The 23,715-nt window shown below is 69.8% G+C and carries 23 protein-coding genes, 1 tRNA gene and 2 pseudogenes; 20 read left to right on the plus strand and 6 right to left on the minus strand.

The window, feature by feature from the left end:
- From JIX56_RS30655 to JIX56_RS30675, 5 genes are all read left to right on the plus strand, one after another.
- Window positions 1-246, plus strand: a complete 246-nt coding sequence (locus tag JIX56_RS30655; RefSeq protein ID WP_257545250.1) for a chaplin — start codon at window positions 1-3, stop codon at window positions 244-246.
- Window positions 247-475: 229 nt separating this feature from the next.
- On the plus strand, window positions 476-1,204 hold the full coding sequence (locus JIX56_RS30660; protein ID WP_257545251.1) for a hypothetical protein: 729 nt from the start codon (window positions 476-478) through the stop codon (window positions 1,202-1,204).
- Between the two features lie 328 nt (window positions 1,205-1,532).
- A complete protein-coding gene (locus JIX56_RS30665) occupies window positions 1,533-1,823 on the plus strand; it encodes a hypothetical protein (RefSeq protein ID WP_257545252.1) in 291 nt (96 codons plus the stop codon).
- Window positions 1,824-2,022: 199 nt separating this feature from the next.
- Window positions 2,023-2,292 (plus strand): DUF5949 family protein, encoded by a 270-nt coding sequence (locus JIX56_RS30670; RefSeq protein WP_257545253.1) that lies wholly within the window; start codon window positions 2,023-2,025, stop codon window positions 2,290-2,292.
- On the plus strand, window positions 2,292-2,924 hold the full coding sequence (locus JIX56_RS30675; RefSeq protein WP_443031912.1) for a vitamin K epoxide reductase family protein: 633 nt from the start codon (window positions 2,292-2,294) through the stop codon (window positions 2,922-2,924). The genes JIX56_RS30670 and JIX56_RS30675 overlap by 1 nt, the downstream gene beginning before the upstream one ends.
- On the opposite strand, the gene JIX56_RS30680 is transcribed toward JIX56_RS30675, so the two are convergent.
- The gene (locus tag JIX56_RS30680; RefSeq protein WP_257551223.1) at window positions 2,875-3,339 is read right to left on the minus strand and encodes a cold-shock protein; all 465 of its coding nucleotides are present in this window, start codon (window positions 3,337-3,339) and stop codon (window positions 2,875-2,877) included. The genes JIX56_RS30675 and JIX56_RS30680 overlap by 50 nt on opposite strands.
- Window positions 3,340-3,730: 391 nt before the next feature.
- On the opposite strand from JIX56_RS30680, the gene JIX56_RS30685 reads away from it, so the two are divergent.
- The 4 genes from JIX56_RS30685 (at window position 3,731) to JIX56_RS47850 (ending at window position 7,998) form a co-directional block, all read left to right on the plus strand.
- Window positions 3,731-3,961, plus strand: a complete 231-nt coding sequence (locus JIX56_RS30685; RefSeq protein ID WP_257545255.1) for a hypothetical protein — start codon at window positions 3,731-3,733, stop codon at window positions 3,959-3,961.
- A gap of 667 nt (window positions 3,962-4,628) precedes the next feature.
- Window positions 4,629-6,395, plus strand: coding sequence for a hypothetical protein (locus JIX56_RS30690; RefSeq protein WP_257545257.1), 1,767 nt, complete (start codon window positions 4,629-4,631; stop codon window positions 6,393-6,395).
- Between the two features lie 299 nt (window positions 6,396-6,694).
- Window positions 6,695-7,210: a hypothetical protein gene (locus JIX56_RS30695; protein ID WP_257545259.1), complete on the plus strand. Its 516-nt coding sequence runs from the start codon at window positions 6,695-6,697 to the stop codon at window positions 7,208-7,210.
- A gap of 473 nt (window positions 7,211-7,683) precedes the next feature.
- Window positions 7,684-7,998: a tyrosinase family protein gene (locus JIX56_RS47850; protein ID WP_331596164.1), complete on the plus strand. Its 315-nt coding sequence runs from the start codon at window positions 7,684-7,686 to the stop codon at window positions 7,996-7,998.
- Window positions 7,999-8,162: 164 nt separating this feature from the next.
- Here the strand turns inward: JIX56_RS47850 and JIX56_RS30705 are convergent, their stop codons facing one another.
- Both JIX56_RS30705 and JIX56_RS30710 read right to left on the minus strand, forming a co-directional pair.
- Window positions 8,163-8,525 (minus strand): chaplin, encoded by a 363-nt coding sequence (locus tag JIX56_RS30705; protein ID WP_306819892.1) that lies wholly within the window; start codon window positions 8,523-8,525, stop codon window positions 8,163-8,165.
- A 481-nt stretch (window positions 8,526-9,006) separates the two neighbouring features.
- On the minus strand, window positions 9,007-9,966 hold the full coding sequence (locus JIX56_RS30710; protein ID WP_257545261.1) for a D-2-hydroxyacid dehydrogenase family protein: 960 nt from the start codon (window positions 9,964-9,966) through the stop codon (window positions 9,007-9,009).
- A gap of 162 nt (window positions 9,967-10,128) precedes the next feature.
- Between JIX56_RS30710 and JIX56_RS30715 the strand changes: the two are divergent.
- From JIX56_RS30715 to JIX56_RS30725, 3 genes and pseudogenes are all read left to right on the plus strand, one after another.
- Window positions 10,129-10,311: pseudogene (locus tag JIX56_RS30715) on the plus strand (ArsR/SmtB family transcription factor); the annotation flags it as partial.
- 33 nt (window positions 10,312-10,344) lie between these two features.
- Window positions 10,345-11,178, plus strand: a complete 834-nt coding sequence (locus tag JIX56_RS30720) for an aquaporin (protein WP_443031913.1) — start codon at window positions 10,345-10,347, stop codon at window positions 11,176-11,178.
- Between the two features lie 89 nt (window positions 11,179-11,267).
- Window positions 11,268-11,642 (plus strand): annotated as a pseudogene (locus tag JIX56_RS30725) (hypothetical protein); the annotation flags it as partial.
- 303 nt (window positions 11,643-11,945) lie between these two features.
- Here the strand turns inward: JIX56_RS30725 and JIX56_RS30730 are convergent.
- Window positions 11,946-12,018: transfer RNA gene (locus JIX56_RS30730), tRNA-Arg, on the minus strand.
- Window positions 12,019-12,289: 271 nt separating this feature from the next.
- On the opposite strand from JIX56_RS30730, the gene JIX56_RS30735 reads away from it, so the two are divergent.
- From JIX56_RS30735 to JIX56_RS30765, 7 genes are all read left to right on the plus strand, one after another.
- Window positions 12,290-13,960 carry a dynamin family protein gene (locus tag JIX56_RS30735; protein ID WP_257545263.1) on the plus strand — a complete coding sequence of 557 codons (1,671 nt, stop codon included), beginning with the start codon at window positions 12,290-12,292 and terminating at the stop codon, window positions 13,958-13,960.
- A 5-nt stretch (window positions 13,961-13,965) separates the two neighbouring features.
- Window positions 13,966-16,095, plus strand: coding sequence for a GTPase (locus JIX56_RS30740; protein WP_443031914.1), 2,130 nt, complete (start codon window positions 13,966-13,968; stop codon window positions 16,093-16,095).
- A gap of 222 nt (window positions 16,096-16,317) precedes the next feature.
- The gene (locus tag JIX56_RS30745) at window positions 16,318-16,791 is read left to right on the plus strand and encodes a single-stranded DNA-binding protein (RefSeq protein WP_257545266.1); all 474 of its coding nucleotides are present in this window, start codon (window positions 16,318-16,320) and stop codon (window positions 16,789-16,791) included.
- 290 nt (window positions 16,792-17,081) lie between these two features.
- On the plus strand, window positions 17,082-18,512 hold the full coding sequence (locus tag JIX56_RS30750; RefSeq protein WP_257545268.1) for a TQXA domain-containing protein: 1,431 nt from the start codon (window positions 17,082-17,084) through the stop codon (window positions 18,510-18,512).
- A gap of 241 nt (window positions 18,513-18,753) precedes the next feature.
- Window positions 18,754-20,418 carry an energy-dependent translational throttle protein EttA gene (ettA, locus tag JIX56_RS30755; RefSeq protein ID WP_078937042.1) on the plus strand — a complete coding sequence of 555 codons (1,665 nt, stop codon included), beginning with the start codon at window positions 18,754-18,756 and terminating at the stop codon, window positions 20,416-20,418.
- 2 nt (window positions 20,419-20,420) lie between these two features.
- Window positions 20,421-20,831 carry an acyl-CoA thioesterase gene (locus JIX56_RS30760; protein WP_257545270.1) on the plus strand — a complete coding sequence of 137 codons (411 nt, stop codon included), beginning with the start codon at window positions 20,421-20,423 and terminating at the stop codon, window positions 20,829-20,831.
- On the plus strand, window positions 20,828-21,520 hold the full coding sequence (locus JIX56_RS30765) for a hypothetical protein (RefSeq protein WP_257545272.1): 693 nt from the start codon (window positions 20,828-20,830) through the stop codon (window positions 21,518-21,520). The genes JIX56_RS30760 and JIX56_RS30765 overlap by 4 nt, the downstream gene beginning before the upstream one ends.
- Window positions 21,521-21,623: 103 nt before the next feature.
- Here the strand turns inward: JIX56_RS30765 and JIX56_RS30770 are convergent, their stop codons facing one another.
- Both JIX56_RS30770 and JIX56_RS30775 read right to left on the minus strand, forming a co-directional pair.
- Window positions 21,624-22,037, minus strand: coding sequence for a globin (locus tag JIX56_RS30770; protein WP_257545274.1), 414 nt, complete (start codon window positions 22,035-22,037; stop codon window positions 21,624-21,626).
- A 294-nt stretch (window positions 22,038-22,331) separates the two neighbouring features.
- Window positions 22,332-22,508 carry a hypothetical protein gene (locus tag JIX56_RS30775; RefSeq protein ID WP_257545275.1) on the minus strand — a complete coding sequence of 59 codons (177 nt, stop codon included), beginning with the start codon at window positions 22,506-22,508 and terminating at the stop codon, window positions 22,332-22,334.
- Window positions 22,509-22,584: 76 nt separating this feature from the next.
- Between JIX56_RS30775 and JIX56_RS30780 the strand changes: the two genes are divergently transcribed.
- Window positions 22,585-23,565, plus strand: a complete 981-nt coding sequence (locus tag JIX56_RS30780; protein ID WP_257545277.1) for a methyltransferase domain-containing protein — start codon at window positions 22,585-22,587, stop codon at window positions 23,563-23,565.
- Window positions 23,566-23,715 lie beyond the last annotated feature (150 nt).

The raw sequence follows: 23,715 nt of genomic DNA on the forward strand, positions 1-23,715 counted from the left end.
ATGCCGCGTATCGCGAAGGGCCTGGCCCTGACCTCCGTCGCCGCCGCCACCGCTGTGGTGGGCACCGCCGGCGTCGCCGTTGCCGACAGCGAGGCGAAGGGCGTCGCCGCCCACTCACCCGGTGTGCTGTCGGGCAATGTCGTCCAGGTCCCGGCCCACATCCCGATCAACCTCTGCGGGAACACCGTCAACGTCCTCGTCGGTGTGCTGAACCCCGCGTTCGGCAACACGTGCCTCAACCGTTGACGTAGTCGCGCACCGTTCCCCGGCCGTCCTCCCTGATGGGAGGGCGGCCGGTCTGCTGTGCCCCGAATGGAGCGAAGGGCGCGTCACTCTCCTTGCGGCGGCTCACCTGCGGCGACGGCAGCGATTGGGGCCGCAGGCCGCTACAGAAGGAGACCGACCGGTTGCAGATGGTGATGGCTGATTTAACGGTGAATGCAAGATCTGCCGCACCGATCGAAGGGAAACACCCATGCGTGCTCTGCCCGCCCGACGCCTCGCGTCCTCCGCCCTCTGCGCCACGCTCGTGCTCGGGATCACCGCCTCCGCCGCGCTGGCGGTCGACGGAGACTCGAGCCGTGACCGCACCCGGGCGACGGCACCCGTACCCGCCGCGGATGCGCTCATGACGCAGGTCAAGTCGTTGGATGACCTCGCCGGCGTCCTGAAGCCGGTCACCGCTCTGCTCGACTCCGTGCTCAAGGCGAACAACGGCCAACTCTCCGACAAGCAGGCGGCCCGACTCGGCGGCGACGTCAAGAAGTCGCTCGCCAAGCTCACCGGCACCTCCCCGGCGGCCCAGCCGGCCACGTCCACCAAGCCGTCGGCGCCCGCTCCTTCCGCGGCGCCCAACAAGCCCACGGCACCGATCACGCCGGCCGAGTCCACGGCATCGACGCTGCCGCTGCTTCCAGCCGCACCCTCGTCGCCCGTACAGGGCGGAAGCATCGCGTATGACAGGCCCACGCGCCCGATCGACCTCAAGCGCGACGCCCTGGCCGACCTCCAGAAGAAGGTCGACGCCCTGCTCAAGGCGGCCACCTCCGACGACCGCGCACGGGTGGCGCCTGCGGCGAGGAGCGTGCTGACCGGCATGGTCAACGTGATGACGGCCAGCTTGGTCGGCGGCGGCCTGCCGAAGGCGAACCTGCCCGGTCTGCCCCCGCTGAACGCGCCGACCGGTGATCTGCGGCGGTCCTGACGGTCGCAGATCACCCTCTCGGGACCGGGGAACGGTGCCTGAGGCGAAGCAGGCACCACCCCGCCGTCGGGCCGGCCTTCCCAAGCTCCGCTCGAGCAGGGGAGACCTCATGGTCGGCCCGACGGCATTTCGTGCCCACCGACTTATCCGTACCGACTTATATGAGAATGCGACACGCCGTTCATTCGAGTGAGTCGCGGAATTTGCACCCCCATGGGGTTACCGAGGAGGCCGGGTCTCGTTGGGCAGGCAGGGAGAGGCCAGGTATTCCCCTGCCTGCGCAGTGAGAATTCCCCTGATGACATGAGTTGCCGAAGAAAGGAACACGATGAAGTCGCTGAAGGCCGCCGCCGTTGTTGCCGGGTCCATGGCCATCGCCGGTGCTGCCGTGCCGGCCCATGCCCACAGCGCAGCGGACCTCGCGCCCCCCAACCTCACTGGCGCCATGAACACCATCACCAAGAGTTCCCTCGACGTCGTCCCCATGCGGCAGCAGTCGAACTCGCTCGACACCGAGAACAAGGACTCCGTGCTCAACACCGTCAAGGGCGCGACGACGGCCCTCAACTCCGACGGCAGCCCCACCCGGCTCCTCGGCGGGCTTCCCCTCAAGCGCTGATCTCTTTCGCGAGTTCCGCGCGCACCAAAAGTCAGGGCCGATTCCGCACCGGCGCGGAGTCGGCCCTCCGCGTTGCCAACAGGCCGTACCCGCACCGGCGTTCGACGCGCATTCCTCGTTCGTGTGGTCGTTCCTGGAAATCGCCGGACGGGTGAAAACGTGGCGGGATTCGTCCGGAGGGCGCGCATAGGATCCCGCGGTGACCTCAATCCCTACTGAAACGCTCCCTTTGCGCCGCGGCGACCTCGGCACGGTCGTCGTCATGGCCTGGAGCGGCGAAGCCCCCGCCGACGCCATGCCCCACCTTCGCGGCCCCATCCCGGGTGACGGCGAGAACCGCCCGGAGGCGCCCTCGGCCACCGTCACCGTCACCGTCGAGCCCGAGGCGCCGGCCGCGTTCACGGGCGACACGGAGACGCTGACCCGTGCGGCGCACGTTCTCCTGCCGACCCGCGGCCTGCGCGCCTGATGGCGGCCGCGGCGTTGCCGGCAGGGCGGACGACAGCCTCCGAGCGGTCCGAGCGGACGGCCGGCGGCCACCGAGGGTTCGCCCTGCTGTTGGTGATCACGGGCGCGGCCGGGCTGCTGGCCTCCTGGGTCATCACGATCGACAAGTTCAAGCTGTTGGAGGACCCCGACTTCACCCCCGGGTGCAGCCTCAACCCGGTCGTCTCCTGCGGCAACATCATGGAGAGCGACCAGGCTTCGGCCTTCGGGTTCCCCAACCCGATGCTGGGCCTGGTGGCGTACGGCATCGTCATCTGCGTCGGCGTGAGCCTGCTGGCCGGGGCGAGGTTTCCGCGCTGGTACTGGCTCACCTTCAACGTCGGCACTGTCTTCGGCGTCGGCTTCTGCACCTGGCTGCAGTTCCAGTCCCTGTACCGGATCAACGCCCTGTGCCTGTGGTGCTGTCTGGCGTGGGTCGCCACGCTCGTCATGTTCTGGTACGTGACGTCGTTCACCGTGCGGCGCCAATTCCTGCCCGCGCCCGGCTGGTTGCGTGGATTCCTCGGGGAATTCACCTGGGTCCTCGCGGTGGTGCACACAGGCGTCATCGGCATGCTGATCCTGACGCGCTGGTGGGACTTCTGGACGAACTGAACACCCGCCTGGGCGCGCCGTCCGGTGCCGACGACAGACCCGCGACGGTGTGGCCTGCCGATCCCTCGGCCGGCGGACAATGCAGCTCACAGGCCGGACGGTGGACGTTGTCGGCCCTGATGCCCGCGGAGTCCTGAGTGACGTCGAAGCAGACCCGATCGCCTTCGACCAACGTGCGATCCGAACAGTCGTGAACCGCTGAGCGGCAGGCGACCGCATCAGGTTCCCCGCCCTCCTGGGCGATGACGCCCAGGCCCCGGCCGGGATCGAACCACTTCACCACGCCACTTGGCACAGCCCACCTCCGACGCGACCGATTGAGACCGGAGGGCTCAGCGTCCACCCGCACCCCCTCGGCCGCAACCAGCGCACGCCCTGGCGTCCGAGGCACTCGTTCCGCGCTCAGGGCACGCATCACCACGCCGCCGCCCGACGACACCGGCCAAGCTCAGCGACTGGCACGTCGGAGAGAGCACGTCGGCTGCGGCGCGCCGGGTCGATCGGCCGGCGGCCGGGCGATCCCTGGCGTTCGCAATGCGCGGTGGCTCGCCCTCACGTCCGCCCGCCCCGCAATAACCGGGGCCCGGGCGCCCGATCCCCTGCCCGCACGGGGTTTATCGTAGACGACGAGAAGCGTCACGCATTCCCGCTCAGCTGGGCCCTATTCCCTCGTCTGCCGTAACTTCGGGCCATGCGAGTGAATGACCGGGCCGTCGTTGCGGGATGTTCGTTGCTCCTGGTGTTGCATTCTTCTCAGGGCTTCGTAACCGCGTTGCCTCAGTGGAAGTTCGAAAGGAACGAATTCCGTGTCGAAGATCACTTTCGAAGAGCTGGACGGTCTGACCGGCGAGATGCTCCCGGAGCGCTCGGTCCTGTCCACCTTCGCCCCCGGCGGCGGCAACGACGGCGCCATCGTGACGAACGCCTGCGTGTCGCACCACGTCGACACCAACCCGGGCCTGCTCGGGCTGAACATCGCTGGGACCCCCGCGCAGTCCAGCATCACCTGCGCGCCGGGTAACGCGGTCGCGTTCTGATAAAAACGCCAGCGGCCGGGGCACTCTGTCCCCGGCCGCTGGCCGTCCACCGGCACACGCTTGTCGAAGCGTGTGCTTTCGACGCCAGAAGCGGTGCTGGTGCCTGCTTGAAGGCGCCATGCACCGCTTTTTGGCATGAGGAAGGAAAGTCATTTCTGGCATCGGTCATGAGGAACTCGACGCCCTCTCCGGCGAGCTGCTCCCCGGAAAGATGCTGCTCTCCATCGTAATTATCGATAACAGTACTCATAACACATATAACTTCCCCGCAGGCGGTGACGGCAAGGGCGGCGGAGCCACGGTCGCCTAGGCCTGTCAGGCCCAGCAGACCCAGGGCTCGGGGGGCCTGCTCGCCGCGCTGGGCCTGGGCACCCCGGCCAGCAGCAGCATGACGTGCATTCCGGCTGCGGTCATCGCCCGCTGAGACGTACCCCCTCCGCAGCCGGCTGCGTTCACATGACGGAAGTACCGGTGCACCGGAAAGGCCATCGCGGCCGGGACCGCGGTCGGCGGCTCGAGACCGCCCCGTCGCAGGCGGCGGAAGACACCCGGGTCCGGCCGCCGCAAAGCCCCGGCGGGAGAACTATCTCTTTGGGAGATCGCCATCAGTACGCAAACACCCACGTCGGTCCACGAGGAGTCGCCCGTCCCCGCCGGGGCGGGCCCGATGCTCACCGAGGGAACCGAGCTGCTGGGCGAGTTCGCCGGTTCCGGATACCGCCACCCACCCCACCTGGTGCACCGCTTCGACGGGCAGGTCATCCACTTGCCCGACCTGCTCTACGAGACAGCCAAGAGCCTGGAGCGGCACCAGGGCAGGGCGACGAAATCCGGGGGCGGCCCGCACCTCCTCGACCGCGTGGCGCGGGAACTCACCCGGACCACGGGCCGTACGTTCACCGCCGACCACGTGGCTTTCGTGCTCGACAACAAACTGGCACCGCTGGGGATCACCACCCGAAGCGACGGCACCCTTGCCGACTTCGCCAAGGCCCAGCACCAGTTCCTCGGCTTGCGCTACCGCGCCGCACTGGTCTCCGAAAGCGTTTCCTGGGTCATCGCGGGGCTCTTCGCCTGGCTGTTCCAGCCCCTCCTCGTACTCATGGCCGTGTCGACGTTCCTGGCCACCGAGATCTGGCTGTTCTCCACCGAGAACGCGGGCCTGGCCATGGCCCAGGTGATGTCCGACCCCGGCGGCATTCTCGTCATGCTGGGACTGACTCTGGCCTCCGCCGCCTTCCACGAAGTCGGCCACGCCGCGGCCTGCCGATACGGCAAGGTGCGCCCCGGGGCCATGGGGTGTGGGCTCTACCTGGTGTGGCCGGCCTTCTACACCGACGTCACCAGTTCCTACCGACTGGGCCGCGGCGGAAGACTGCGCACCGACCTGGGCGGCGTCTACTTCAACAGCCTGTTCGTCCTCGGCTTGACCGCGTTGTACATCCACAGTCCGTCCCCGGTACTGCTGGCGGCGATCCTGCTCGTCAACTTGGAAATGGTCCAGCAGCTTCTGCCGACCCTCCGGTTCGACGGCTACTACATCATCTCCGACCTGGTCGGTATCCCGGATCTGTTCAAGTACATCGGGCCCATCCTGCGACGGACCATCCTGCGACGCCCAGCGGATGAACGGCTCCAGGCCCTCAAGCGGTGGCCCCAGGTCGTTGTCACGATCTGGGTGCTCACGGTGCTGCCCGTCCTCGTCCTGCAACTCGGCATCATTCTCTTCCACCTGCCCCAGATGGCGACCACGGCATGGTCCACCGCCACCATGCTCATCACCAGCGCCACTGTCAGCACCACACCCGTGCTGAGCATCACGGCGGCCTGCGTGCAGATCTTCTTCCTTCTGCTGCCGCTGGTCGGCATCCTGCTCATCCTCTGGCAACTGGTCAATCTGGTGGTCCAGCTGCTCCGTAAGCGCTACGGCAAGCACACGGCCCGGTCCCAAAGCCGGCGGAGCCACCGAAGCCACGGGCACGGCACCCTTTCGCTGGTGCTGTGGGGGGCTCTCGCCACCGTCGCCGCGCTCGCCCTGGCCTACGTGCTGTGGACCCTGACCCACCCCGCGGCAGGGCGGTCCATGGACCGGGCGGCCCTCCACGACGCCACCCGAGCACAGCCGACAGTCCCGCCAGAAACACCACCCGCCGAGGTGCGGCCCCCCGCACGCAGTGAGCGGCCCTCCGGGCCCACCGGCCACGTCCACGGCTCCCTGCGCAACCTCAGCAGGACGACTGGCGAAGCCCACACCGTATCCGGACCATCCGACCGCAGGCACAGAGCGCCGACCACGACCGAAGGCGCCACCCCCGCCCCCACCAGCACCAGGGCCGACGGCCCGAACCCCCACCAGGGACGGCCTGAGCCATCTGCCGGAGGCGACGCCTCCGGCCCGGGAGGCACCCCCGATGTCGTCTGCTCTCCCCCCTGAACGTGCCTGTCGTCGAGGTCGGGGTACTCACCATCTGCCCCTGATGCGCACAGAACAAGGGCCCGGCACACGTGGTGTGCCGGGTCCTTCGCGCTGGACGTCGTGGGTATCGGGCCCCGTAAGGTCCCCCGTTTCGGGGCACGCCAGTGAGATGAGCAGGAATACGGTACGGACGACTAATGGGTCGGTCGGGGGAATATCGCCTGGATAACGACTGACATTGAACCCGGCCTCGTTATCCGGTACGGACAGTGAGATTTCGAACCCGAATCCCGAGCCTTGAAAGGGACTGTGCCGAGATGAAGTCGAGCCCACGAGGAACCCTTGCTGCCGTCGTCACGGGTGTGGTGGCCGCGTTGGGTGCTGGTGCCGCGGCCCCCGCCGTCGCGGCAGAATCGGTTCCCGTCCTTGTACCCCTGGAAGGTGTGGAGAAGTCCCACAACATGAAACTGCCCAAGATCGGCGGGGAAGTGCCGCTGCCCACGCAGGGTCGGCCGGAGGGGCCCCATTACGTCGAAGGACGGCTGATCCCGGAGAACACCCTGCCGCAGGTGCCGCTCGAGGCTCCCCTGCCCGGTCTGTCGGCCGAGAGCCCGTTGCCGCGAGTGGTCGGCAAGGGTTTCGAGCGCGCCACACTCAGCGCGCCCGCGGCCGACCTGAAGACGCTGACGCCCGGCCTGTCTTTGGACGCCCCGTTGACCGCGCCCGACCCCGAGGCCTCCAGCCTCCCGACGCTCCAGAAGCCGCAGGCGGCCGTGCGTACGCCGCTGCTGCGCACGGCCCCGACCGTCGACATGGGGCTCGGTCAGCTATAGAGCCACGTTCGGGGAGCTGAGGGTTCGGTGGGCCCGGGAAGGTCGGGGTGTCCGGCCGATCCCGGGCCTTCGGTGCACCCTGGGACGTGCCGGGCCGGTGGTCGGTGGTTTCCGTACGCGGGCGCCGACATGTCGTACGCGGGCTGCCGGCTTGGGCCGTCGCCCTGGCTGTCACACCGGTCGTCGCCTGCCCACGGCTCAGGCGGTCGGCGCTTGCCGAGGAAGTCGCGTTCGACGAGATCACCTCGGCCATCGGATCCGCCGTGCCGTCGCTGACGCGTAACTGGCGGTCGAGCCTGCGGTGGCACGTCAGTGTGGCTGGGCGGCCGCTGCACCTGACGCGGCACGGGTGGCACTCGGTCCGGAAAGCCATGTGGACGGGCACGTCGGGGGTGGCGGCGGGTCAAAGGGGAGCGGCCGTGACGTAGACGCGTAAGGACGGCATGGCGCTGATGTGAGCGGAGCGGCGGCACATGGCGCCCTCCTGCCTGCCCTGGCAGCGTGAGTTCCTGCTGGGGCTGCGGCGCGTGAACCCCTCATTGAGCGTGCCGTACTGGCACTGGACCCGGGACCGTTCGCTGTCAGCCGCGTGCCCTGACCCGGACCTGCTCGGCGGCAATGGGCGGCGCGTGGACCACCAGGTGACGCGAACGGACGTGGCGCTGACGACCCCGCCCACGTCTCCGCGCCCTGGAACTCGACCTTCCGCGAGAGCTTCCACAGCAGGTGGAAGGTTGGGGCGCGGGGAGTGGCAGCCCCTCCACGCGCACTCACCGGGTGCATCGTAGGGCGGCCACTTGATCGGCGATGCTTCCGTCAGGGCGCCAACAGATGGAGGACGTCGGCGGGATCTACCGTTGCACGTCAGTCGCACGAGAACGGCTGAGCCCTCGGCGATCGACACCGTCGGGGGCTCAGCCGTGTGTTGCCTGCTTGTCGGCGCTGACCGGGGTCAGTGGCCGTGGCTGTGGCTCTTCTTGTGCCCCTTCTTGCCCTTGCCGTCGTCCTTCTTGCCCTTACCGTCGTCCTTCTTGTTCTTGCCGTCGTCCTTCTTGTCGTCCTTCTTTTCCTCGTGGTCGTCGTTGATGCACGTGTTACCGAAGGCGGGGTTCAGCAAGCCGACGATGTTCACGGTGTTCCCGCAGACGTTGATCGGCACGTGAATGGGGACCTGGACGACGTTGCCCGACAGGAAACCGGGGGAGCCGATGGCCGCGGCGCGGGCGTCCGTGTCGGCCGAGGCCAGTCCGGCCCCGCCGAGGACCATGGCGGACGTACCCAGAGCGACGGTGGCCACCTTCACCATGCGAGACATCACGTTCTCCTTTGAATCGATGAACTCGGCCGCACGAACGCGACCGGACGCTCCTTCAACGCGCCCGCGTAACAGGGGTCACGGTGTTCATCCTGGAATCACCCATTTTGAATGGTGGGTTCCGTTGTGCGGGCTTCGTGATTATCCGGACGGGGGCACGGCCCCGTGGTGACACGCCGTTCGCCTACGAGAGCGCGGTGGTCAGTCTGCGGACCATGGCCACCGACCAACTGATCCGTCGTCTCGGCGGCCGACGCCGGCTGAGTGTCGCGTACGGGCACTTCAGGGCGCGCGTACGGGAGGAGCCGGTCATCGGGGGAGTCGAGGAAGCGTGCCGGACGACCGCCCCGGGGGCGGGTGGCACATCGCCGAGCGCACCTTCGAGCCGGGCGTCGAGTAGTCGGAGCGCGAGGGCAACGGGTTCTACTGGCGGCCCGATCGTGCGAATGGGTGAGGCCGTCAGGTCGTGAGGCGTGACGCCTCAGCTGAGGAGCCGTACCGGGGAACCGGCCAGGTAGGCCCGGATGTCCTCGACCGCCTGGCCGTAGTAGGTGGCGTAGTTGGCCCGGGAGACGTAGCCGAGGTGCGGGGTGGCGAGGAGGCGGGGGGCCGTGCGCATCGGGTGGTCGGCGGGGAGGGGCTCGCTGTCGAAGACGTCGACGCCGGCTCCGGCGAGGCGGCCCTCGTGCAGGGCGGTGAGCAGGGCGTCCTGGTCGACGATGGCGGCGCGGGAGGTGTTGACCAGGTAGGCGGTCGGCTTGAGGAGGGCGAGTTCGGAGGCGCCGAGGAGGCCGCGGGTGCGGTCGCTCAGAGCGAGGTGGACGGAGACGAAGTCGCTGTCCGTGAGCAACTCCTCCTTGGAGGCGGCCAGATGGACGCCCACCTCGTCGGCGTACTCCTTCGTGAGGTTCTGGCTCCACGCCGTCACCCGCATGCCGAAGGCGAGGCCCACCCGGGCGACCCGGCTGCCGATCTTGCCGAGGCCGAGCAGCCCGAGCCGGGCGCCGTGCAGATCGGCGCCGACCGTGCTCTGCCAGGGGCCGCCCTCGCGCAGGGCGTTGTTCTCGGTGACCAGGCCGCGGGCGAGGCCGAGCAGCAGGGCCCAGGTCAGCTCGACCGGTGGGGTGGAGGAGCTGGCCGTGCCGCAGACCGTCACGCCGTGTGCCTCGGCCGCCGCGTAGTCGATCACCGAGTTGCGCATGCCGGAGGCGATCAGGAGCTTCAGACGGGGGAGTCGGGCGAGGAGCGAGGCGGGGAAGGGGACGCGTTCGCGCAGGGTGACGACGATGTCGTACTCGGCGAGGGCCGCCGCGAGGGTGTCCTCGTCCGTGAAGTGCTCGGCGAGGCTCACGACTTCGACGTCGTCGACGACCGGGGACCAGTCGGCGATCTCGGTCGCGACGGACTGGTAGTCGTCGAGTACGGCGCAGCGGAGTCGCATGGCGGATGCCTTCCGGACGGCCCGTCGGGCCCGACGGGCCGTCCGGTCCGGCCCTCGGGCGCGTGGTTCGGGAGCTGGGTGCTGGGTCTGAGGGGGACTTTACCCAGCGGTGGTCTCCGTGATGGGGGGCAGCGGCGACCTTCTTGATGGGGCCCGGCGGCGAGCCTCTCCAACCATCTGAAGGTGCTGCGCGAGGCCGGGATCGTGGAGACGGAACCGTGCGGGCGGTGGACGTACTACCGGCTCAGGCCGGAGGTCCTCGCCTCCCTCGCGGGTGGCTTCGCCGACTTGGCGGAGGCCGCGCGCGCCACCGCCGAGAACAACGTCAAGCGGTCCTGTTCCTGACCGGCGTCGCCGGCCGACATCGAGGAGTCCCTGTTGGTCGCCATCGAGGAGAGTGCCGGCGAGACCGTTCCGGTCGCGGGGGCAGCCGTTCCGGTTGTCGCTGAACCCGTTCCGGTTGTCACCGCAGCCGTTCCGGTCGTCGCTGAACCCGTTCCGGTCGTCGCCGTGTCCGGGCGTACGCCGTTGGGGGCGTGTGCCGCCGCCGAGTTCGTCGGTACGGCGGCTCTGGTCACGGTGGTCGTCGGGTCCGGCATGCAAGCCACGGGGCTGACGCGGGACGTCGGCGTGCAGCTGCTGGCGAATTCCCTCGCCACCGTCTTCGGGCTGGGGGTGCTCATCGTGCTGCTCGGGCCGGTTTCGGGGGCGCACTTCAACCCCGTCGTGACCCTGGCCGAGTGGTGGACCGGGCGGCGCCACGGACGTGAAGAGGGGGCGGGGGTGACGGGGCGGGAGGCCGCCGCGTACGTCCCCGCTCAGATCGTCGGGGCGATCGCCGGGGCGGTGCTGGCGGACGCGATGTTCGGGGAGCCGTTGGTGAAGTGGTCCACGCATGAGCGGTCGGCGGGGCATCTGCTGCTGGCCGAGGTGGTCGCGACCGCCGGGCTGGTGCTGCTGATCTTCGGGCTCGCCCGTACGGACCGGCTGCGGTTCGCGCCGGTGGCGGTGGCGTCGTACATCGGCGCGGCGTACTGGTTCACGTCGTCCACGTCGTTCGCGAACCCGGCGGTGACGGTGGGCCGGGCCTTCACCGACACCTTCGCGGGGATCGCGCCGGGGTCGGTCGCCGGGTTCGTAGGGGCTCAACTGGTCGGTGCGGTGGTCGGGTTGGGGCTGGTGGCCGTCATCTTTCGGGCTCCTGACGCTTAAGCTCCTGCCCGTCACGGCCTTGTCCCTCAGGCTCCCGATCTTCAGGCTCCCGCCGTTCAGGTCTCGCGGCCGGCTCCGCCGAGCAGCGCACGGTGTATCCGCACGGCGTACGCGAGCTCTCCCACCCCGACCCGGACGTTCACCTCGTCGGCATGAAGAGCTACGGCCGCGCCCCCACCTTCCTCGCCCTGACCGGCTACGAACAGGCCCGCTCCGTCGCCGCCGCCCTCGCCGGCGACCACGAGGCCGCCGAACGCGTGGAGTTGACGTTGCCGGAGACCGGGGTGTGCGGGGGGTCGGTGTTGTTCGACGAGCCGGGTGCCGCGGGGGCTGAGACGGGTGCGGGGGCGTCGGGCGGCGGATGTTGTGGAGGCTCCGGGGTGCTGCAGATCGGCGGGGCGCCCGGAACGGCGGTCTCGACAGCCGTCCGACATGGTGACGATCCGTCGGTCGTCGATCGCTGAACGTGAGCGCGGGCCCCCTGTCGGTCACCTCCGTGCCGGTCTGCTTCCCGGCGCCCGGCCGGGCCCCGCCCGCTGTCGAAATTGTGATGCCGTGCGGTTGGTCCCCGCGACGCGATGTCTGGCGCTTGGACGCGCGGCCCCGCCTTCGACGCGTATTTCGACGCGGCCACCCACGAACGTGGTGGGAGCCGTGCGCGGCGAAGATGTCCCTGAGGCCACCCGGAGAGGGGGCAGGGTTCTATTGCGTAGGGCTGAACCTGCTCTGAGCAGCGAAAATGCCCTCCCGAGGGAGGGCGGGGTAGGCGCCCCCGGCAGGACTCGAACCTGCGGCCAAGCGCTTAGAAGGCGCCTGCTCTATCCACTGAGCTACGGGGGCCGGTTGTGGTGGCCTCTGTCCTGGTGCCCGGGTGTGGGCTGATCCGTGACGTTGCCGGGGACAAGGATAGGGCTCCCGAGTCCTTGTCCCTGTTGCTTCGCCTCCGTGGCTCAATGTGGAGGTTCGGTGAAGCGGTCCTGATAATCGCAGGCAGGTACGAATCGTGCACCTCTTTTGGCGTCTCCCGCCTCGGGTGTTGTGCACTCGTTATGCCTGCGCCCCTCTCGCCCCCTCCGTCCCGTGTGTCCTGTCGGCGCGCAGGCGAACTTATATGCTTCAGAATGTCCACAAAATTGGGCATTCTTCGCATGTGGTGACCTTGGACGTACGGCCTCAGCTGCTCGACGCGCTCTCCGCCCTGCGCGACCGTGTCGCCGCCGCGCGCTTTCCGCTGCCCCTGGCAGGGGCCCCGCGCGCGCGTGCCAACCGCGACGAACTGCTCGCGCAACTCGACGACTACTTGGTGCCCCGGTTGCGGCAACCCGAAGCGCCCTTGCTGGCCGTTGTCGGGGGATCGACCGGAGCCGGCAAATCCACTCTCGTCAACTCCCTGGTGGGGCGGAAGGTCAGCGAGGCCGGTGTCCTCCGGCCGACGACCCGGACGCCCGTGCTGGTCTGTCATCCCGAGGACCATCACTGGTTCAGCGGCATGCGCGTCCTGCCGAACCTCACACGCGCGTGGGTGCCTCCGCAGGAACCGGGCCAGGACGCGGACGACGACTCGTTTCCGCCGGGCCGGGACGGCGGCAAGGACGGCGAGCGGGTCCTGCGCATCGAGACCACCGACAGCCTCCCGCCCGGTCTCGCCCTCCTCGACGCGCCCGACATCGACTCCCTGGTCGCCGACAACCGCGTCTTCGCCGCCGAACTCATCTGCGCCGCGGACATCTGGGTGATGGTGACCACGGCCGCCCGCTACGCCGACGCCGTGCCGTGGCATCTGCTGCGGAGCGCCAAGGAAAACCGGGCGACCCTGGTCACCGTGCTCGACCGGGTGCCCCACCAGGTCGTGTCCGAGGTCTCCCGGCAGTACGCGGCGCTGCTGACCAAGGCCGGGCTCGGCGACGTGCCCCGGTTCACCGTGCCCGAACTGCCCGAGTCGGCCTGGGGCGGCGGACTGCTGCCGGCCAGCGCCGTGGCGCCGTTGCGTACGTGGCTCATCCAGCAGGTCACCGATCCGGCCGCCCGGCAGCAGGCCATGGCACGCACCGCGCAGGGCGTGCTCGACTCGCTGAAGTCCCGGATGCCCGAGCTGGCCGGCGCGGCGGCCCAGCAGTACTCCGCCGCCCTCCGGCTCACCGCGGCCGTCGACACGGCGTACGACAGCGAGCACGCGCGCGTGAAGGCGAGTCTGCAGTCGGGGGCCGTCCTCGCGGGCGACGCCCTGAAGCGGTGGCGCAGCTATCCGCTCGACTGCACCGCGGGTGAACTGCTCGACGCCCTCGTCGAAAGCCTCGGCACACTGCTGCTGTGTGCCGTCAGCGCCGCCGACGAGCGGATCGGCGAGGCCTGGCTCCGCGAACCGGCCGCCGTGGACGCCGGGCTGACGGAACGTGACGCGACCCGGGAAAGCGTCGAACACCGGATCGGGATGACCGTACGACGCTGGCGGCGCGTCCTCGAGGAGTACGCCGAGGAAGAGGTGCGCGACCTCGACCGGAGCGTCGCGCCGGACACCGAGGTGGTGGCCGCCCTGGTCGCCACGGCTCTGCTGGGCGGCCGACGGGCCCGGTCCGCGGGGGAGGGGCTCGCCGAACGGATCGGGGCGCACGGCGCGCTCCGGCTGCGCGACCGCGGGGGGCGGCTGCTCACCCAGTACCTCGACCGGGCCCTCGACACCGAGCGCGACCGCCGCCTCGCCCCGCTCGACGCCCTCGACGTACACCCCGAGCCACAGGCCGAACTCATCGCCGCCCTGTCCGTACTGCAGAAGGAGAGGTGACCGCCGTGACTGCCGTCGCTGACCACGCGGATCAGATCGGAGACAGCGTGCCCGAGAAGGGTGACGAGGGTGAAAACAGCCTCCCTGTAGAGGGCGCTTCCGAAGAGGAGCACCAGAAGAGCCCTGTGGGAGGTGCCTCGGGAAGCGCCGAGAGCAAGCGCCCTGGCGAGGAGAAGCGTCCCACCGAGAAGAACCGTCCCACCGAGAACAAGTCTGCCGAGAAGAAGCCGACCGAGAACAAGCCTGCCGAGAACAAGCCTGTCGAGAGCAGGCTCCCTGAGGGCACCGAAGAGCGCGGCAAGGTCGAGAGCCGTCCGAGCCGCGAGCAGCTCCGGAAGCGCGAGAACGGTGTCCACGCGCGCGTGCCCGGCAGCCCCGACGGCCCCGACAGCGACGCGTCCGGTGAGGACGGCGCGTCCGGCCGTACGGAATCCGGCGATCCCTGGGACGACGGGCTCATCGCCCGGCGGGTCACCGAGACGAGCGCCGCCGAGCGGGTCCCGGTCGTGGAGACCAGGGCCCCGGCCGCGCAGACGGTCCACCCGCTCGCGTACGACGGGCCCCTGCGGTCGCGGCTCGACGCGCTGCGGGAGCTGGTCGGACTGTCCCGTACGCGGCTGGACAGCAGGACGCTGGCGGAGGCCGGACGGGTGCTGGACGAGGCGGCGGCGCGGCGCAGACTCTCGGGGCAGCACACGGTCGTCGCCATCGCGGGCGCCACCGGCAGCGGCAAGTCGATGCTGTTCAACGCGCTCGCGGGCGTGACGATTTCGGAGACGGGCGTACGCAGGCCCACCACGGCCGCGCCCATCGCGTGCAGTTGGAGTGACGGCGCGGCGACGCTCATCGACCGGCTGGGCATTCCGGGACGGCTGCGGCGGCGGCCGTTGCAGAGCCCGGAGGCGGAGGCGCAGTTGCGCGGCCTCGTCCTGGTGGACCTGCCCGACCACGACTCGGCGGCCGTGCAGCACCGGGAACAGGTGGACCGGATCCTGGCGCTCGTGGACGCGGTCATCTGGGTCGTCGACCCGGAGAAGTACGCCGACGCCATCCTCCACGAGCGTTATCTGCGCCCCCTGGCGGGTCACGCGGAGGTCATGTTCGTCGTCCTCAACCAGGTGGACCGGCTGCCCGGGGAGGCCGCCCACCAGGTGCTCGACGATCTGCGGCGGCTGCTCGACGAGGACGGGGTCGCGCTGGGGGAGTACGGCGAACCGGGCGCCACCGTGCTCGCACTGTCCGCACTCACCGGGGACGGGATGGGGGAACTGCGCGAGGCGCTGGGGCAGTTCGTGGCCGAGCGGGGCGCGCCGGCCCGCCGGGTCCGCGCCGATCTGGACGCGGCCGCCGCGCGGTTGTGGCCGGTGTACGCCAATCAGCGGCGCGCGGGGCTCAGCGAGCGGGCCCGGGACGAGTTCGCCGCACGGCTCGCGGACGCCGTCGGCGCCACCGCGGCGGGCGAGGCCGCCGAGCGCGCCTGGTTGCGCAACGCCAACCGCGCCTGCGGTACGCCCTGGCTACGGCTGTGGCGGTGGTACCAGGACCGCAACGAACCCCCGACCGGGCGGCTCGCCCTGGCGGCGCCCGTGGACGAGGAGGCCACCGCACGGCAGCGCGTCGAACAGGCCGTACGCATCCTGTCCGAGCGTGCCGCGACCGGGCTTCCCCTGCCCTGGGCCCAGGCGGTGCGCGAGGCGGCCGTACGCGGGGCGCAGGGGCTGCCCGAGGCGCTGGACGAACTGGCGGTGCGGGCCGGGGCGCCGACGGGACGGCCGCCGCGACCTGGCTGGTGGCCCGTCGCCGTGCTCGCGCAGGCGGCCATGACCCTCCTGCAAGTCATCGGTGGGTTCTGGCTGTTGGGGCAGATCGTCGGGTTCATGTCACCGAACCTCGGGGTGCCGGTGCTGCTGATGGTGCTCGGCATCGCCGGCGGTCCGGCCGTCGAGTGGGGCTGTCGGCTGGCGGCACGCGGTCCCGCACGGCGTTACGGCTACGAAGCGGAGCGGCGGCTGCGGGAGGCGGCCGCCGGGTGCGGCCGGGCGCGGGTGCTGGATCCGGTGGCGGCCGAGCTGCTGCGGTACCGGGAGGTGCGGGAGCAGTACGGGCGGGTGCTGGGGGCGGCGCCGGTGGGGTGAGGAGCGGCTTGCGTCTGGACAGTTCACCCCGTCGGGTGACGGAGATATCCACAACCGGCGGGTAGCGCACAGGGCTCAGCGGGCCCGGCCCGACGGCGGCAGTCTGAACACGCGGCGATCACAGCACCGCCGCACGACAGACGCGGCAGCCGTACGGGACGGGCCCGTACGCGTGTCCGGCCGGCACCGGCGTCGGTGCCGGCGTGAAGGAGGGTTCGCGAGATGAACGAGACGATGGTGTGCGTGGTGGGGAACGTGGCGACGCAACCGGTCTGCCGGGAGTCGGCGACGGGTTCGTCGGCCCGGTTCCGGCTGGCGGTGACCTCGCGGTACTGGGACCGGGAGAAGAACGAGTGGACCGACGGCCACACCAACTTCTTCACGGTGTGGGCGAGGCGCACTCTCGCCGCGAACGTGGGGTCGTCGGTGTCGCTGGGCGATCCGGTCGTGGTGCAGGGGCGGTTGAAGGTGCGCACCGAACAGCGTGACGGACAGAGTTGGGCCTCGGCGGACGTCGACGCGGTGGCGATCGGCCACGACCTGTCGCGGGGCACATCGGCCTTCCGGCGGACACCCCGTGGTGAGGCAGCGGTGATGGGTCAGTCCCAGCCGGAGCCGAACTGGGAGACACCGCCGCCCGGGAGCCGGCTCGACGCCGCGTCCGAACTCCGGCCGGAGTCAGCGGGGGTGACGTGACATCAGGTACCGGGTGCCCTGCCCGATAACCAACGCCCTGGCTGAACTGCGGCTTATCGGCGAATGCGTTGTGATCGGTCCTCGCGCAGATCCCATCGATTTGTCGATAAGTGCTGTTCGCAGGCTGTGCAACCGATAACGATTCCGATTCGGATCGGTTGTCCGACGATACGACTGGGAAGAGTGGTGCGCCGCATCCCTAGGATGCCGGGCATAGCTCACGGGGCTTCTGATTCTGCCGCGGGACCACAACCCCCCACGTCAACGGGTCCTGCTCGAAGGGAATTTCTGTGCTTTCTTGGTTCTCGGCGTCGTTCGCCGTGTGGTCGGGGTGCTCCGCGCGCAGGCGAGGGGCAGCCCGCCTCGCCGCCGTGTCACTCGCGTCCGGACTCGTCGTCGCGGGTGCGATCGTCACCGCGGGCCCGGCCGCCGCCGACGAGACGGCGCAGAGTTCGGGCGGAGCGACCGCGACCATAGGCGGCCTGAAGACGTACGGGACGGCCGTGCTCCGTACCGACGGCGAGGAACAGCAGCTCCCGGCAGGCCTGTTCGAGATGTTCGTCGACGGCGGCGGCACCCTGCAGACCTACTGCGTCGACGTCCAGAACCCGACGCAGAAGGACGCCAAGTACCAGGAGACCCCCTGGAGCGGCACCTCGCTCAACGCCAACAAGGACGCCGGCAAGATCCGCTGGATCCTGCAGAACTCCTACCCGCAGGTGAACGACCTCGCGGCACTCGCCGGCAAGGCCGGCGCCAGGGGCCTCACCGAACAGGACGCGGCGACCGGTACGCAGGTGGCGATCTGGCGGTACTCCGACGGGGCCGATGTGACGGCTCTGGACCCGGAGGCCGAGAGGCTCGCGGACTACCTGGAGAAGAGCGCGCGGAACCTGGCGGAGCCGGCCGCCTCGCTCATCCTCGACCCGCCGGCGGTCTCCGGCCGGGCGGGCGACCGGCTCGGCCCGGTCACGGTGCACACCAACGCGGACGCCGTGACCGTGACCCCGCCCTCGGACGCGACGGCGGACGGGGTCAAGGTCGTCGATGCGGACGGCAAGGCCGTGACCTCGGCCGGTGACGGCGGCGAGCTGTACTTCGAGGTGCCCGAGGACGCCGCGGACGGCACGGCCGAGCTGACCGTGCAGGCCTCGACCACTGTGCCGGTCGGCCGGGCCTTCGCCTCCGAGACCCGCAGCCAGACCCAGATCCTCGCGGGCTCCAGCGAGTCCACGGTCTCCGCGACGGCGACCGCGCACTGGGCCGAGAAGGGCGCCATACCCGCACTCTCCGCCGAGAAGAACTGCGCCGAGGGCGGCCTGGACATCACGGCGGCCAACCAGGGCGACAAGGCCTTCACCTTCGAGCTGATGGGGATCACGTACGCCATCGAAGCGGGCGAGACCCGCACGGTGACGATCCCGCTGCAGGAGGACCAGGCGTACGACTTCACGATCAAGGGGCCGAACGGCTTCGCGAAGCGCTTCCAGGGCGTGCTCGACTGCCAGACGGAGACCGAGGCGAGTGAGAGCGGCGACTCGGTCCAGACGCTGAGCGAGCCGAGCCCGGCGACGGTCGGCGGCAACGCGGCCGCCGACTCCGGCACCGACCTCGCCGAGACCGGCAGCTCCGGCGCGACCCCGGTGATCGGAGGCATCGCCATCGGCCTCGTCGTGATCGGTGGCGCGGTGATGGTCGTCCTCCGCAAGCGGAACCCGTGAAGAGACAACCACTGAGATCCGCGACATGGGTCAGTGAGAGAAAGAGCTCCTTGGCAACTCAACAGTGAGTGACCGCGCGGTGACACACGCGTGCGATGCGGCCCCGGTACGCCCCTCAGGGCGCCGGGGCCGTGTCGCTCGTCCGAGGGGGTTCACGATCCGGTTTCCGTCGAGGGCTGGCCGTGCGGCAAGATGGGTGGTACTGCCCACTGCCAGATTTCAAGTTGCCGGACGGTTTCTCTTGGCTGAGTACATCTACACGATGCGCAAGACACGCAAGGCGCACGGCGACAAGGTGATCCTTGACGACGTCACGCTGAGCTTCCTGCCCGGCGCGAAGATCGGTGTGGTCGGCCCGAACGGTGCCGGTAAGTCCACCGTTCTCAAGATCATGGCGGGCCTCGAGCAGCCCTCCAACGGTGACGCGTTCCTGTCGCCCGGCTACACCGTCGGCATGCTCCTGCAGGAGCCGCCGCTGGACGAGTCCAAGACGGTCCTGCAGAACGTGCAGGACGGCGCCGCCGAGATCATGGGCAAGCTCAAGCGTTTCAACGAGGTCGCGGAGCTCATGGCGACCGACTACTCGGACGCGCTCCTCGACGAGATGGGCAAGCTCCAGGAGGACCTGGACCACGCGAACGCGTGGGACCTGGACACCCAGCTGGAGCAGGCCATGGACGCCCTGGGCTGCCCGCCCGGCGACTGGCCCGTCACCAACCTGTCCGGTGGTGAGCGCCGCCGCGTCGCGCTGTGCAAGCTGTTGCTCGAAGCCCCCGACCTGCTGCTGCTCGACGAGCCCACCAACCACCTGGACGCCGAGTCCGTGCAGTGGCTGGAGCAGCACCTCGCGAAGTACCCCGGCACCGTCGTCGCCGTCACCCACGACCGGTACTTCCTCGACAACGTCGCGGGCTGGATCCTGGAGCTCGACCGCGGCCGCGCGATCGGCTACGAGGGCAACTACTCCACGTACCTGGAGACCAAGCAGACCCGTCTCAAGGTCGAGGGTCAGAAGGACGCCAAGCGCGCCAAGCGGCTCAAGGAAGAGCTGGAGTGGGTCCGCTCCAACGCCAAGGGACGGCAGGCCAAGTCCAAGGCGCGTCTGGCCCGCTACGAGGAGATGGCGGCCGAGGCCGACAAGATGCGGAAGCTGGACTTCGAGGAGATCCAGATCCCGCCGGGCCCGCGCCTGGGCAGCGTGGTCGTCGAGGTCAACAACCTCAGCAAGGCCTTCGGCGAGAAGGTCCTGATCGACGACCTCTCCTTCACGCTGCCGCGCAACGGCATCGTGGGCATCATCGGCCCGAACGGCGCCGGCAAGACGACGCTCTTCAAGATGATCCAGGGTCTGGAGGAGCCCGACTCCGGTTCCATCAAGGTCGGCGAGACCGTCAAGATCTCCTACGTCGACCAGAGCCGCGAGAACATCGACCCGAAGAAGACGCTGTGGGCCGTCGTCTCCGACGAACTGGACTACATCAACGTCGGCCAGGTCGAGATGCCCTCCCGCGCCTACGTCTCCGCGTTCGGCTTCAAGGGCCCGGACCAGCAGAAGCCGGCCGGGGTGCTCTCCGGCGGTGAGCGCAACCGCCTCAACCTGGCGCTCACCCTCAAGCTGGGCGGCAACCTGCTGCTCCTCGACGAGCCGACCAACGACCTCGACGTCGAGACCCTGTCGTCGCTGGAGAACGCGCTCCTGGAGTTCCCGGGCTGCGCCGTGGTCGTCTCCCACGACCGCTGGTTCCTGGACCGTGTGGCGACGCACATCCTCGCCTACGAGGGCGAGTCCAAGTGGTTCTGGTTCGAGGGCAACTACGAGTCGTACGAGAAGAACAAGATCGAGCGACTCGGTCCGGACGCCGCCCGTCCGCACCGCGCCACCTACAAGAAGCTGACTCGGGGCTGATCTTGCGGCACATCTACCGCTGCCCACTGCGCTGGGCGGACATGGACGCGTACGGCCACGTCAACAACGTGGTCTTCCTCCGGTACCTGGAGGAAGCCCGTATCGACTTCCTGTTCCGCCCGGAAAAGGACTTCAAGCAGGGGTCCGTGGTGGCACGCCATGAGATCGACTACAAGCGGCAGTTGGTGCACCGGCACCAGCCGGTGGACATCGAGCTGTGGATCACGGAGATCAGAGCGGCGTCGTTCACGATCACCTACGAGGTCAAGGACCCGGACCAGGTCTACGTCCGGGCCTCGACGGTGATAGTGCCGTTCGACTTCGCGACCCAGCGGCCCCGGCGGCTCACCGCCGAGGAACGCGAGTTCCTGCAGGAGTACAGGGACGACGAGGAGGAGGCCGTCGCCGCATGACGGTCCTCCACCTCGCCGACGAGGGGGAGACGGCGGATCTCGCGGCCTTCCTCTCCCGGCTGCTCCACTACGACCGTGGAGCCGCGGTGCGCCTCCAGGCGGCCGGCACCGCACTGGCCGTCTTCGGCCGTCCCCCGTCCTTCGACGTGCTGGCGATCCGCGCGGTGCGCCTTGGCAAGCCGTATGAGAACGGGCTCGACGTCACGCTCGACGAGACCGTGTCGGCCGGTGAACTCCTGGAGTCCATCGACGAGTCGGCGGGTACGGCCGTCGTTCCGGGGGCGGTGACCGGGCCGCCGTGGGCCGGGGTGCTTCCCCCGCGCGGCGGCTGGCGGCAGGAGGCGGGGCTGCCCGCGCCGGACGCGTTGCGGGCGATGGTCTCCACGGCGGTGAGGGAATTCCGGTCCCGTACCGAGGAGTTGGAGCCCGAGCGGCGTACGCGGGCCGAGCTCGACCGGATCGGGCGGGAGATCTGGTCCCGGACGGTCGGGGACACGCGGCTGCCGGTGCGGGCCGTGCACGCGGCCCAGTCGCTCGGCTTCCTCCGTCCCGCGCGAACGACCGGCGCGGGAGACGTGGCCTCGCTCGGACTGTTCTCGTCGGGCGCGTGGCTCCGGCTGCGCACACCGTACGGGTCGATCGCCGTACGCAGGGCGGGACTTGGGGCATTGGACGTCAGCGTCCGCTGAGGTCGCGGGCTCGTCGCCGGGTTGCCGGGGAACGGGTCGCCCTTTCGCCGAGGGTGCCCGCCAGGATCAGAAGGGTCGGCTCGGCGCCGACTCGGGCGGGCGCTCAGCCCGGGGCGTTCACCATCGAGGCCGCCGCGTAGGTGAGGTAGTTCCACAGGGTGTGCTCGTGTTCCTCGGAGAGGTTGAGCTCGTCGACGGCGACGCGCATGTGCTTCAGCCAGGCGTCGTGGGCGGCACGGTCGACGGTGAACGGGGCGTGGCGCATACGGAGCCGGGGGTGGCCCCGGTTCTCGCTGTACGTCGTGGGGCCGCCCCAGTACTGGATCAGGAACAGCGCGAAGCGGTCCTCGGCCGGGCCCAGGTCCTCCTCGGGATACATGGGCCGCAGGATCGGATCCTCGGCGACACCCTCGTAGAAACGGCGCACGAGGCGCCGGAAGGTCTCCTCGCCACCGACCTGCTCGTAGAAGGTCTGCTCCTGAAGCGTGCCTCGCCGAATCTCTTTCACGTCACCCATGGTCTCAGATGAGGGGATGGAGGATAAGTACGGACCGTAGGTACCCAATGGGAGGTGTAAGGCACACAGTGTTACGAGGAGGGGCGATGGCTATCACAGTAGCCGACGTCCAGCGCCGGCGTGCTGTCGCTGCGCTGCTGCTCACGCCCGAACTCCGCGGGCAGATACGGATCACCGTCGCAGGGTTGGCGGGACGCGGGGAACCGAGCGGATCAAGTGGGTCACCACCGCCTGATCGTCCGCACACGACGGAGCCCCGCCCGGGAGGCAACATCGGGCCGGGCTCCGTGCCGTCTACCGCTTGAGCTGAGCCAAGAAGTCATCCACGAACTTCTCGACCTCGGCTCGGCTCTTCACTTCCTCCACGTTCAGCCGGTCGACCACCTTCACGCCGGAGTGCAGGAACAGACGGCTGCGGCTGTGGTCGCGACCCGCGTGGTCCTTGTGCCGCGGGCCGTCGATCTCGATCACACCGGCGGACCCGCGATAGGTTGATCCATGTGCCGTGGTGCTCGCCTCGGGGGGCGTCGGGCCGCACAGTGGAGGTATGGGCACGCACACTGTGGACCACGACCTGGAACGCCTCGCCGCCGAGGCCCGGTCGGCGCTGGTGCGCGAGATCGAGGCAAGCGGGGCCTGGGACGCCGATCCTGACTGGCGGAAGGCGTTCGAGAGCGTTCCCCGGCATCTCTTCGTCCCGTACTACTACATCGGCGTCATGGGCGGCTTCGAACGATTGTGGGGCGAGGAACGCGACCCCCGGCGGCGTGAGCGCTGGGTGCGGGGCGCGTACGCCGACACCCCGCTCGCCACGCGGGTGCGCGACGGGGAGCTGATCTCCTCCAGCAGCCAGCCCTCGCTGATGGCGAAGATGCTGGCCGAGTTGGAGGTGGAGGACGGCAACAGGGTCCTGGAGATCGGCGCCGGGACCGGCTACAACGCGGCGCTGCTCGCGTACCGGCTGGGGGACGGCCACGTCACCACCGTCGACCTGGACGCCGACATCACCGAGGCGGCGCGCAGGCATCTGGACGCCGCCGGGTACCACCCGACCGTCGTCACCGGGGACGGGGCGCGCGGGGTGCCCGAGCGGGCGCCGTACGACCGGATCATCGCGACCTGCACCTTGCACTCGATCCCGCGCGCCTGGCTCGCCCAGTGCACCCCCGGCGCACGCATCCTGACGCCGCTGGCCACGGGGCTGGTACGGCTGCGGGTCGAGGACGGCGAGCACGCGGAGGGCCGTTTCCTGCACACGTCCGCGTACTTCGTGCCGTTGCGTGGGGGCAGTGAGCCAGAGGCGGCGCATCCGCACCTCGGCGGACTGCCGCACCGGGCCAGGGACCACGAGCTCTTCCGGTTCCTGCTGGCCCTGACGGCGGGCAGCCTCGACCCGCACGAGGCGCTGGCGCTCTGGCAGCGGGAGGGCATGCCCTCCCGCGAGCGTTACGGCATCACGGTCCGCGGTGAGCACGCCTGGGCCTGGCTGGACGACCCGGAGGGACCGTACGCCTGGCCTCTTCCGTGACCCGAAAACCGGCAACCGGCAACCGGCAACCGGCAACCGGCAACCGACAACCGACAACCGGCAACCGGCACCCGGCACCCGGCATCCGACACCGGCAACCGACAGATCAGGGCCGACTGAAGCTGCTCAGTCGGCCCTGATCGACCTGAT

This window comes from Streptomyces sp. CA-210063, from assembly GCF_024612015.1.
GTDB lineage: Bacteria > Actinomycetota > Actinomycetes > Streptomycetales > Streptomycetaceae > Streptomyces.